This window comes from Pseudomonas sp. (assembly GCF_050739995.1).
In the GTDB taxonomy this organism is placed as follows: Bacteria; Pseudomonadota; Gammaproteobacteria; order Pseudomonadales; family Pseudomonadaceae; genus Aquipseudomonas.
In genome coordinates, this window is the sequence record NZ_JBOICG010000636.1 from 1 (window position 1) to 10,912 (window position 10,912).

Here is a 10,912-nt window from a genome sequence, read left to right on the forward strand (position 1 = left end):
CGCATCGAGGCGGTGGTCAGCAGCACCTCCAGTTCGATATCGAAAGCGCCCGCTTTCTGGTCACGGGTATCCAACAGGTACGGCAGCGGTTGCGGGTCGCCTTCAGGACGTGCCGGCTGCGCTTTGCGGAACGGCTCCAGTGCTTCAGCCGTCACCACCCATGGCGAGATGCTGGTGATAAAGCTCTTGGACAAAAACGGCCCCAGCGGCTGGTATTCCCAGGCTTGGATATCCCGCGCCGACCAGTCGTTGAGCAGGCAGAAACCGGCGATGTGTTCAGCCGCATCGCCAATGGCAATCGAGTCCCCCATGGCATTGCCCTGGCCGATCCAGATACCCAGCTCCAACTCGTAATCCAGGCGCGCACACGGGCCGAAGGTCGGCTCAGTCTGGCCTGCTGGCAGGGTCTGACCCTTGGGGCGGCGCACATCCGTGCCCGATGGACGAATGGTCGAGGCACGGCCGTGATAGCCAATCGGCACGTATTTGTAGTTCGGCAGCAAGGGGTTGTCGGGACGGAACAGTTTGCCGACGTTCTGCGCGTGTTCGATGCCGACATAGAAATCGGTGTAGTCGCTGATCTTCGCCGGCAAGTGCATCTGGCAATCCACGGCGCGGTGCAACACCTGGGCCTCGCGGGTTTGCAACGGGCTGCCTTCGGCCAGCAGTTCCAACAGGCGCTCGCGCAGGGCAACACGCGGGCCACGGCCCAGTTCGAAAAACCCATTCAACTGGCCGTCAGCCGTTGCCTCGATGGCACGCCTGGCTTCACCCTCGAACTCGTTCAGGGCGGCGTGCAGATCGAAGATTGCATCGCCAATCGCCACGCCGCTACGTGGTGCCGAGCCATTGATGCTGAACACCCCCAGCGGCAGGTTTTGCAGGGGAAAATCGCGGTGACCGTTGGCGGAGGCCACCCAGCTGCGGGTTAGCGTTGGTTGGGTCATGGGTTATCTCCGGTTCGGGTTGAAGGTGGCGGGCAGCGAAGCCCAGCACGCGTCGTAAGTGTTTTGCAATTGCGGGCACTCCAGGGCGAACTGTGTGGGACGCAGCACTTGGCTGGTCTCGAACATGAAGGCCATGGTGTTATCGATCTTGTGCGGTGCCAGCTCTACGTTGATGGCCTTGGTGCAAGTCTCGCCGTCCGGACCGTGGGCGCTCATGCAGCTGTGCAGCGACGCGCCACCGGGCAGGAAGCCTTCGGCCTTGGCGTCGTAGGCGCCTTGGATCAGGCCCATGTACTCGTTCATCAGGTTGCGGTGGAACCAAGGCGGACGGAAGGTGTTCTCGGCCACCATCCAACGCGGCGGGAAGATCACGAAGTCGAGGTTGGCCAGGCCGTGAGTGCTGGTGGGTGAGGTCAATACGGTGAAAATCGACGGGTCCGGGTGATCGAAACTCACGGTGCCGATGGTGTTGAAGCGACGCAGGTCGTATTTGTACGGCACGTTGTTGCCGTGCCAGGCCACGACGTTCAGCGGCGAATGGTCCAACTCGCAGGCCCACAGCTCGCCGAGGAATTTCTGTACCAGCGTGGTCGGTTGCTTGAGGTCTTCGTAATGCGCGACCGGCGTCAGAAAATCACGCGGGTTCGCCAAGCCGTTGCTGCCGATAGGCCCGAGATCTGGCAGGCGCAGCGGCGCGCCGTGGTTTTCGGCAACGTAGCCGCGGGCTTCGGCGTCCAACAGCTCGATGCGGAATTTCAAACCTCGCGGCAACACCACGATTTCCAGCGGCTCGACATCCAGCACACCCAGTTCAGTGGCAATGTGCAGGCGGCCCTGCTCGGGCACGATCAGCAGCTCGCCGTCGGCGTTGAAGAACACGCGCTCCATCGAGCGGTTGGCGCGGTAGTTGTAGATGCTGATGCCCGAGGGTTTTTCCGCCCCCGAATTGGCAACCATGCCAACCAGCCCATCGATAAAGTCCGTCGGTTCGCTGGGAATATCCAACGGGTTCCAACGCAAGCGATTCGGCGTCACCGCGCCCAGCGGCCCACCCGCCAGTTGACGATCCAATTTTACGAACGCTGGGTGATTGGCCGACGGCTGAATACGGTACAGCCAGGTGCGGCGGGCTTCGCTGCGCGCCATGGTGAAAGCCGTGCCGGAAAACAGTTCGGTGTAGAGGCCGTAGGGCGCTTTTTGCGGGGAGTTCTGGCCGACGGGCAGCGCGCCAGGCAGGGCTTCGCTGGCGAATTCATTGCCAAAGCCCGATTGGTATTCGAGGTTCATGGATCATCCTCTGTACGGAAGTTGTTTTTATCGTAATCCAGTTACGCATAACGTAATTTGAACACTATCGACCGTCAAGCTATAAAGACGCCCATTCATCTCTCGGATTCTCGCCCTTCCATGGAAAAGCCCCGCGACACCGGTAAACAGAAAGTCCGCTCGGCCGAAGTGGGCACCGACATCCTCAAGGCCCTCGCCGAACTATCGCCGGCCACCTCACTGTCGCGCCTGGCCGAACATGTGCAAATGCCGGCGAGCAAGGTCCATCGCTATTTACAGGCGCTGATCGCCTCGGGATTTGCCGAACAGAATACCGCCACCAACCATTACGGCCTGGGCCGTGAGGCCTTGCGCGTGGGCCTGGCCGCGCTGGGCAGCATGGACGTATTGAAAGTCGGTGCGATGCCCCTGGCGGAACTGCGCGACGAGTTGAACGAAACCTGCTTCCTGGCGGTGTGGGGCAACCAGGGCGCGACCGTGGTGCAGATCGAGCCGGCCGTACGCGCCGTCACCGTGGTGACGCAATTGGGTTCGGTGTTGCCGCTGCTCAGTTCGTCCACCGGGCTGGTGTTCAGCGCCTACCTGCCGTCACGGGAAACGGTTGAATTGCGCGAGCGTGAGATCCAGGCTGGTAGCGCCCACACCCTGGCCGACGACCAGGCTTACGCCAGCGCCTGTGAACAGATCCGCAAGCGCGGCCTGCACTTTGTGCACGGTTTGCTGATGCCTGGCGTGGACGCGTTGTCGGCCCCCGTGTTCAACGCGGTCGGGCAAGTGGCGGCGGTGATGACCGTGGTTGGCCCCACCTCCTTGTTCCACGCCGATGAAGATGGCCCGGCGGCGCAGCACTTGCTGGCGGCGACCCGGGCCGTGAGCTGGCGCATGGGCTATCAGCCCTGAATCAATCGTTCCAGCGTGACAGCGCCTCTGCCACACGGTTTTCCACGCCCTTGACCTGCGCGCCCGCCACCACATAGTTGTTGCTGATCATGGAGAACACCAACCGGCGTCCGTGGGCGTCGGTGATGTAGCCGCTCAAGGACGACACGCCGCCCATGGAGCCGGTCTTGGCATGCAGGTTGTTTTCCGCTGGCGTGCCCTTCAGGCGATAACGCAGGCTGCCGCCGGTCATGCGGTCGATATTGCCGGCCACCGGCAGCGCGTTGTACCAGGCGTTGAACCACGGCTGCTTGCTGGCGGCCAGCAGCACATCCGTAAGGTTTTGCGACGACACCAGGTTACGCCGCGACAGACCCGAGCCATCCACCTGGTTCAGCGTCGCCGTATCCAGCCCCTGGCGCTTGAGAAACCCGGACACCGCCACCGCGCCCGCCGCCGCCGTGCCGCTGTTGGCGGTCTTGCGGCCCATGGCCTTGAGCAAGGCTTCGGACATATTGTTGTTCGAGAGTTTGAGCAACGGGGTGATCAATTCCTGCAGCGGCGCTGATTGGTGCTCAGCCAGCACGGTCGCCGTGGCCGGACTCGTCCCGCCCATCACTCGACGCCCCGACACGCTGATGCCCTGCTGTGCCAGCGCTTGCTCAAACAGGTTGGCCACCAACTGCGTCGGCTCCCACACGCTGACCAATTGCTCGCTCTGCTTGCCCGGGGCGACGGCGCCGCTGAGCTGCAACAGGTTGGTGCCATGACGGCGGTTGATCCCGTAGGTGTTACCCGGGCCGCTGGTAGCGTGGTTGCTCAGTTGCAGGTAGTTGGTCGGCGGAAAAATATCGACCGTCACCGGCAAACCGGCGCGCACCGGTGCCTTGGCCGTGACCAACACACTGCCTGCATCAAAATCGGTATTGGGTGATACGGTCAGCGCCGAAATCTGCGCGCCGTAGTAGGTGGTTTCATCATCATGGGACCAATCCACACCCAAGCGCTCGGCGTCGAACCAGGTGTCATCGAACACCAGGTCGCCCTGTACCTGGCGAATGCCCTGGCTGGCCAACTGCGCCGCCAGTGCCTGATAGTCGGCAAACTGGATGGTCGGATCGCCCAAGCCGCGTAGGTAGAGGTTGCCGGTGAGGCGATCACCCTGGCGTAGGCCATTGCTCAACAGCTGTGTCGAGAAACGGTATTGCGGGCCCAACACGTCCATCGCCGCCGCAGTGGTCAACAGCTTGAGGTTGGAAGCCGGCACCAGCCGTGTGCGCGGGTTGTGCTGATAGAGCGTGGCACCCGTATTGGCATCACGCACCATCAAGGAAACGCTGGCGCCGTGCAGTGCCGGGTCGGCCAGCAGTTGGTCCAGGTTATGCCCGCCCGCCGTCTTCGACGGCGTGGCGCAACCACTGAGCAACAGCCCAAAACCCAGCGCCATTGCGCCGGCGTGTATCCATCGTCCCCACTGCATAAACCTGGCATTCCTGAATCGTCGAGAGTGCGCAGCTTGGTTAATTAACCGCGCTCAATCAAGTGCCAGGGTGGTGACAGAGAATGTACCGGCCTGAAACTGCGGGTCGGGCTTGGGTTCGGCCTGGCTCGGTGCGGGCTGGTTGAAATCCATCGCCGGCAGGTAAACCCGCTGGCGTTGCGCGTCGAAGGCCATGTTGTAGGCCATCGGCACGGTGCTGACGGTGGCTGCCAGGGCGTAATGATCGGCATCCTGCTGATCGATCACCATCAGGTTCGCGTCCACGCCGCTGGGAATCAGTAAGCGACGATGTGGCGCGTCATAGGCCACCGCGTTCACATCGCGCCCAATCGGCAGCTTGGCCTTGACCTCACCGGTTTCACGATCCGCAACGATCAGTACCGGCGCGTCACCTCGGCACGCTACGAACAAGCGCTGGCGTTCGACATCCTGGGCCAATGCACTGGGTTTGGGGCAGTCGGTGAATTGCCAGGTGTCGAGCACGGCAAAGGTGTCGGCCGCATACCGGGCGACCTTGCCTTCATCACGCATCGGCAGGAAAAAACTGCCATCGCCCTTGAGCAACAGCGGGTCAATCTTCTTCACCGCCAATTCATGGGCGCCTGTAATGCGCTCCTGCTTGGGATCGAACTCAAACAGCGTCGAGCGATCCGCCCGGCGCCCACTGACAATGATCACCTTGCCGGTCGACGGTTCGTACACCGCACTATTGAGGTTGCTTTGCGCCACGGCGATACGCTTGAGCGATTTGAATGTGGATAACTGCACCACACTCAAGCTGCCATCGGTGTTGAGCACGAACACGCGGTCCAACTCAGGCACGAACACCACACCGTTGGCGCCGTCGGACTGCGCGACGGTCTTGACCACTCGCTGATGCTGTACGTCAAACACCGTCAGGCCGTTCTCGCGGCGGGCCAGGAACAGGTAGGGGCGCGTCGGATCGAGGCCGACGAAACCCCAGCTGTGTCCAGAGCCGGGCAAGGTCACCCGATGTTCGCGGTGAATGGCGGCAGTGTCAGCCGCCGAGGTGGTGCTGATAAACAGGGCCAGTAACCAGGCGTACTTTTTCATCAGAAGGTCAACGTACTGGAAATCGACACCTGCCGGGCATCGCCGACAGATACGAATTGCGTGTTCACCGAAGAGGTGTAGTAGGTGCGGTCGAACAGGTTCTTAACGTTGAGCTGGAACTTGACCTTCTGCCCATCAATCTTGGTGTCGTAGGTGGCAAACGCGTCGGCGACGGTGTAGCTCGGCAGTTCGAAGCTGTTGGCCGCGTCCCCTGCCCGCTCGCCCACATAGCGCGCACCGGCACCGACCCGCAGTTGATCGCCGCCGAGGATGCTGCCGAAGTCATACACTGCCGACAGCGAGGCGGTGTTCTTCGCCACGTTTTGCAGGTCGTTGCCTTTGTATTTGCTGTCCTCGACCACCACCGCATCGGTATAGGCGTAGCTACCAATCAGGCTCCAGTTATCGGTCAACTGCCCGCTGGCATCCAGTTCCAGGCCACGGGAACGCACCTTGCCGGCGACGCTGTACACCGAGGCCAGTCCATCGCCCACTTGCACCAGCACGTTGCGTTTTTCGATGTTGAACAGCGCCGCACTCGCGGTAATGCGCCCCGGCATGTCGAACTTGGTGCCCAGCTCCCAGGCTTTGGATTGTTCCGGCTCCAGGCTACCGTCCAGTACGGTTTTGTTGGCCAGCGGCGCGATGGTGGAGTTGGGTTTGAACGACTCGGTGTAGCTGCCATAGAACGACAGCTGGTCGGTGTAGCGGTACACCAGACCGGCACGTGGCACCCACTTCTGACCATTGCCATCGGTGTTGGCGGTGAACGGCACGCCTTTGCCGGCGTATTGGTCGTACATCTGGTAGCGCGCACCGCCCACCAGAATCCACTGGTCAGTCAGGTGGATGGCATCCTGGAAGAACAGCGAGTCGCTGCGCAGCAGGTCCGTCTGGTTGCTGTCCGGAGCACTGACAGTGGTGCCGGCGACTTCGTTACCGTACACCGGATTGTTGTAGTTAAAAACGCCACGCGGTGACTGGCGGATCAGGTCGGCGCGGTAGATCTTGCGGTACTCATCGTCCAGGCCGAACACCAGGTCGTGCTGCATGCCGGCGACGTTGACCTTGCCTTCGAGGCTGGCGGTGGCGAAGCGGTCGGTGGTCAGCGCGCCTTGGGTGCCGTCCATGCTGCGGGTCAGGGTGCCGTTGGTATTGACCTTGACCACACGTACCTGGCTGGCGTCGTAGGTCTCGCGGTTCCAGCTGTAGCCGAAGTGGGCTTTCCAGTCTTCGTTCAAGTCGTGGTCGACTTCCAGACGGTACAGGTCGGAGCGGCCTTCCATATTGTTGAACGGCTCGTCCAGGCGGCGGGTCGAGGGGATGTTCAATGGATGGTTGGTCTTGGGATCGATGGCGGTGCCACGGTCGAACGGCGAGAGGAATTCGCGGTGCTCATAGGCGAAGACCACCTTAGTGGTGTCGCCGTACCAGGCCAGGGACGGCGCCACCAGCGTCTCGCGGTGGGTGCCGAAATTGCGCCAGTAGTCTTCGTCTTCATGGTCGACGATCAGGCGATAAGCCAGGCCACTGTCACCAATCGGGCCGGTGGTGTCGAGGTTGCCGCCGCTGCCGTTCTTGCCGTCGCCGAAGGTCGAGCCACGGACCGTCAGGGAGGTGGACTGCACCAACTCGGGCTTTTTGCTGACGATATTGACCACGCCGCCCGGGTCCTGGATGCCGTACAGCAACGACGCCGGGCCTTTGAGCACTTCGACGCGCTCGGCGGTGGAATTCAACGCGCGGCCCTGCACCAAGGGCATGCCGTCTTGCATGATCGAGCCGTTACGGTTGTCGCCAAAGCCGCGCAACATGACCGCGTCCTGGGTGCTGCCAAGGGTGTTGGCCTGAGTGATGCCGCTGATGTTACTCAGCGCGTCATCCAGGTTGCGCGGTTGTTGATCGCGCAGCACTTGGGCAGGTACCACGTTGACGGTTTGCGGGGTTTCCAGCAGCAGCCCCTGGGAGCGCATCACCGAACTGGTGGGCGGCGGCTGGTAGCTGGTGGTGTCCTGGGATGGGCTGGCACCGCTGATGGTCGTCGCACCGAGGTTGACTGCCCCTTCGGTGGGTGCAGGTTCCAGGGCCAGGGTCCGGGCGTCGATCTGGCGGAAGGTGAAACCGGATTGGCTCAGCAGGCGCTGCAAGGCCTGGGTCGCGCTCATTTGGCCACTGACCGCCGGGGCGTTGAGGCCGTAGGGGGCTTCATCGGTGTAGATCACGCTGATCCCGGTGACCCGGCTGAAATCGCTCAAGGCCTGGGGCAGCGGCTTGGCTACCAGGGCAAAGTTGAACTGAGCGCTTTGCTGCTCCTGCGCCTGTGCCACGGCCAGGGGCAGCAACGCCAGCCCCGACACCGCCAATACCGAGGCTCCCAGCCACTGTTTAACCAAACCGCCCGCCGTCGACTTCATGCTGTGAGAACCCGTGTAGAAAACGCTGTTAATGCGAATAGATCGCAGTTTCAAGCACTACACGGATGGGCTGGCGATTTACCTCACCTTTGTTTGCAAATATTTTTGTTTATTGCGCCTGAATGCGAAAACCCATGCGCGGGAAGTGCACATGCACGGTGCCGGCGCGGTCATCAGTGCGGCGCAGGATCAGTTCTTCGCGCCCGGCAAACAGCAGCTCGCCTGCCACTGGGTCGGTGCCGTAGTCGGTGGCCGAAATGGTCACCGGCTGGCCCGCCTTGAAGCCGTTCAAATCCTCGAACGCCTCATCGGGCAACGCGGCTGGAGCTGCATGACGCGCCACCTCCAAGGCTTGCGCGGCGCTCATCTCACTGGCGGTGCCATGACCGAAACTCAGCACCCGCGCCAGCCAGGCGCTGACGGAGGGATAGGCATCAACGAGCGGCGCCGTCACCGACGAGCCTTTGAGGAACCACAACGGATGGGCCAGGGCAAAGTCGGCAATCGAAGGTTCGCCGAACAGGAAATCCCCCGCTTCGTGGCGCAACTGCTGGTCGATACGGCTGATGATCGCCGGCCATTGATGCTTGGCTACATCCAATTGCACCCGAGTCGCCGTGCCGCCGCTGAACAGTTTGCTGCGATCCGCCACCAGCACCTGGAGCATTTCCGGCGGCACCTTGGCGAACTTGACCGCCAGGGATTCCGGCTGGAACACCAGCGCCACCGCATGGGAAAACACCACCGAATCGGCCCAGGCAGCGAAGCCTTGGGTCACCAGCTCCAAGCCAAGGGGGAACAGTGCCGGCGAGGTTTTTTCCTGTTCCAGGCGTCGCGCGATCAATGCGGTGTCACAGTAGATATCGGCGCCGACCTGCAACACCGGCGTCTTGCGATAACCACCGGTGAGCGCGGTGAGGTCCGGCTTGGGCATCACCGGCGAGATCATCACCGAGCGCCAGGACAAACCCTTGAAGCCCAGCAGCAGACGGGCTTTTTCAGCGAATGGGGACTGTGGGTAGTGATGGAGAATCAACTCAGACATACCAGGTTCCGCTCGAATAGGTGAGCCGATAGCTTAGCCTGCCAGACCAGCAGTGCGTCAGATGGGAACCTATCAGTCAGGCTGATGAACCACTCGCCGCCAGGCATTCCTTGGCGCTTTTCCTGAGTTTCTTGATCAGCCGCTCCTGACGCAGGGCGTCGGCTTTGCTGGCACACGCTTCGGTGTACACCAATGCCACTGCCGGGCTGGAAAGAAAGAACCGCGCCCCCTTGCCACTCTGGTGCATGGCAAACCGGCGCACCGGATCATTGCTGATGCCGCAATACAGCGCGCCATTGGCGGCGCGTACCAGATAGACGAACCAGGGTTTGGGGTCAGGCGTGTTCACAGAGGGCGTCGGCAAGGGAAAGAAACGCCAAGCTTATCAACGACTGGCCTGGAATGCCTTCAAGCCTTTGAGCGCCTGAGCGCGCACAGCGTTTTTCACCAGCGGCGTCCAGCCCAGCAACAGGCCTTTAGTGCCCAGTGCCTGACGCGACCAGCGCCACAGGTCGAAACTGTCATGGTGTTCGCAGATTTTGCCGTCGCGAAACACAAAGCGCGCCTGGATATCGTTGACCACCGTGTTGCCAGTAGCGCTGAACAAGTAGGTGGCGACCCAATGCGCACTGCCACTACGCTCATCACTGCGTACGTCGTCGAAGGTCAGGGAGAAGTCCTTGGCGCGGGTGGTGAGCATGCGCCACATATCGCCGGCATCGCGCCCACGCAGTTCGCCGAAGGCTGGGTCGCTGAAGACCACGTCGTCGGTGTAGCAGGCGGCCATGGCTTCGGCGTCCAGGTGTTGGAAAGCCTCATAGAAGCGGGTGATCAAGGCGTTGTGGGCATCACTCATGAACAGGCTCCGCAATTATCGTGGTCAGGGCTGCACGATAATCTGCGGAGCCTGGGAAGGCCATGGTCATTCACCACATAAATAAGCACAGGTGACCCTTGCCAACCCTTTCGGTTTTACAGATAGACGATGTCGAGGCTCGCGCTGCCGTCTATGAGGATTTCCTCCGTGGTGGGGGTCGGGGGCTTTCTGACCACGGTGTCGATCAGCAAGTCGGTTGCCAGGGTTTGGACTGCCACGGGTATCGCATCAGGAGAGCCCGCGGCCCCGACCGATCTCATCCAGCGCGGTTGCCAGTACTGATCCAACGTGGCGGGAAACCAAGTCTGGCCATCCACCGATTCAATTACCGGGGCCGGGGCGCCGTCGGCCCGGATGTTCTCCATGACCAGGCTGTAGGCCCCCAGCTTCAAGTTCCCGTTAATCAGGCCCAGGCCGAACATCGAGACGGTGTCGTAACCTGACCATGCAGTGCCGGCACGGTTGTCGGTGGGCTTGACCGCCATCAGGGTAGCCGCCTCGCAACTGACACTCAGCGCCAGCCTGGCCTTGGGCAGCTTGTTGATACTAAGAGGAAGATCCTTGATCGAAATCTTCCCATGATCGACCACCCCACCGGCTGACAGCGAGGGCGTACACGCGGACGGGGTAATTGCACCCTTCACATTCAAGTCCACGGCGGAGGCGGCCAGCAGGTTGGTCGCACCGGCCAGTAGAAACGTGGCGGCGACAAGGGAAAGTGACTGTTTCATTATTACATGCTCGATAAGAAGTCGAATTTGCGCGACCACCATGCACTAACGGCATAGGCAATCACACCCGTTCGACTCAAGTGTTGGACATAGGGTAATCATGCCACCGGCTTATGTATGCCGAGTACATAAGTACACATTAACCTGTGCACACCAC

At 61.5% G+C, this 10,912-nt stretch carries 10 protein-coding genes; 1 reads left to right on the forward strand and 9 read right to left on the reverse strand.

From position 1 onward, the window contains the following. On the reverse strand, nucleotides 1-947 hold a 947-nt coding region (fahA, locus tag ACRESD_RS21410; protein ID WP_431752728.1), incomplete at its 3' end, for a fumarylacetoacetase. Nucleotides 948-950: 3 nt separating this feature from the next. Next, the gene (hmgA, locus tag ACRESD_RS21415; RefSeq protein ID WP_431752729.1) at nucleotides 951-2,234 is read right to left on the reverse strand and encodes a homogentisate 1,2-dioxygenase; all 1,284 of its coding nucleotides are present in this window, start codon (nucleotides 2,232-2,234) and stop codon (nucleotides 951-953) included. 120 nt (nucleotides 2,235-2,354) lie between these two features. On the opposite strand from hmgA, the gene ACRESD_RS21420 reads away from it, so the two are divergent. Beyond that, on the forward strand, nucleotides 2,355-3,134 hold the full coding sequence (locus tag ACRESD_RS21420) for an IclR family transcriptional regulator (RefSeq protein WP_431752730.1): 780 nt from the start codon (nucleotides 2,355-2,357) through the stop codon (nucleotides 3,132-3,134). Nucleotide 3,135: 1 nt separating this feature from the next. On the opposite strand, the gene dacB is transcribed toward ACRESD_RS21420, so the two are convergent. The 7 genes from dacB to ACRESD_RS21455 all read right to left on the reverse strand — a co-directional run bounded on the left by dacB (nucleotide 3,136) and on the right by ACRESD_RS21455 (nucleotide 10,755). Further along, nucleotides 3,136-4,593 carry a D-alanyl-D-alanine carboxypeptidase/D-alanyl-D-alanine endopeptidase gene (dacB, locus tag ACRESD_RS21425; RefSeq protein WP_431752731.1) on the reverse strand — a complete coding sequence of 486 codons (1,458 nt, stop codon included), beginning with the start codon at nucleotides 4,591-4,593 and terminating at the stop codon, nucleotides 3,136-3,138. Between the two features lie 54 nt (nucleotides 4,594-4,647). Beyond that, the gene (locus tag ACRESD_RS21430; RefSeq protein ID WP_431752732.1) at nucleotides 4,648-5,688 is read right to left on the reverse strand and encodes a YncE family protein; all 1,041 of its coding nucleotides are present in this window, start codon (nucleotides 5,686-5,688) and stop codon (nucleotides 4,648-4,650) included. After that, the gene (locus tag ACRESD_RS21435) at nucleotides 5,688-8,102 is read right to left on the reverse strand and encodes a TonB-dependent siderophore receptor (protein WP_431752733.1); all 2,415 of its coding nucleotides are present in this window, start codon (nucleotides 8,100-8,102) and stop codon (nucleotides 5,688-5,690) included. The genes ACRESD_RS21430 and ACRESD_RS21435 overlap by 1 nt, the downstream gene beginning before the upstream one ends. Before the next feature lie 109 nt (nucleotides 8,103-8,211). Further along, nucleotides 8,212-9,147 carry a glutathione S-transferase family protein gene (locus ACRESD_RS21440; protein ID WP_431752734.1) on the reverse strand — a complete coding sequence of 312 codons (936 nt, stop codon included), beginning with the start codon at nucleotides 9,145-9,147 and terminating at the stop codon, nucleotides 8,212-8,214. Between the two features lie 76 nt (nucleotides 9,148-9,223). After that, nucleotides 9,224-9,496, reverse strand: coding sequence for a GIY-YIG nuclease family protein (locus ACRESD_RS21445; protein ID WP_431752735.1), 273 nt, complete (start codon nucleotides 9,494-9,496; stop codon nucleotides 9,224-9,226). Nucleotides 9,497-9,532: 36 nt separating this feature from the next. Next, the gene (locus tag ACRESD_RS21450; RefSeq protein ID WP_431752736.1) at nucleotides 9,533-10,003 is read right to left on the reverse strand and encodes a nuclear transport factor 2 family protein; all 471 of its coding nucleotides are present in this window, start codon (nucleotides 10,001-10,003) and stop codon (nucleotides 9,533-9,535) included. 116 nt (nucleotides 10,004-10,119) lie between these two features. Then, on the reverse strand, nucleotides 10,120-10,755 hold the full coding sequence (locus ACRESD_RS21455) for a DUF1120 domain-containing protein (protein ID WP_431752737.1): 636 nt from the start codon (nucleotides 10,753-10,755) through the stop codon (nucleotides 10,120-10,122). Between the last annotated feature and the right edge of the window lie 157 nt (nucleotides 10,756-10,912).

Coding starts and splice junctions, on each gene's coding strand:
- ACRESD_RS21430 (WP_431752732.1), bottom strand. CDS start 5,688: ATGAAAAAGTACGCCTGGTTACTGGCCCTGTTTATCAGCACCACCTCG.
- ACRESD_RS21440 (WP_431752734.1), bottom strand. CDS start 9,147: ATGTCTGAGTTGATTCTCCATCACTACCCACAGTCCCCATTCGCTGAA.
- ACRESD_RS21420 (WP_431752730.1), top strand. CDS start 2,355: ATGGAAAAGCCCCGCGACACCGGTAAACAGAAAGTCCGCTCGGCCGAA.
- ACRESD_RS21455 (WP_431752737.1), bottom strand. CDS start 10,755: ATGAAACAGTCACTTTCCCTTGTCGCCGCCACGTTTCTACTGGCCGGT.
- ACRESD_RS21450 (WP_431752736.1), bottom strand. CDS start 10,003: ATGAGTGATGCCCACAACGCCTTGATCACCCGCTTCTATGAGGCTTTC.
- hmgA (WP_431752729.1), bottom strand. CDS start 2,234: ATGAACCTCGAATACCAATCGGGCTTTGGCAATGAATTCGCCAGCGAA.
- dacB (WP_431752731.1), bottom strand. CDS start 4,593: ATGCAGTGGGGACGATGGATACACGCCGGCGCAATGGCGCTGGGTTTT.
- ACRESD_RS21435 (WP_431752733.1), bottom strand. CDS start 8,102: ATGAAGTCGACGGCGGGCGGTTTGGTTAAACAGTGGCTGGGAGCCTCG.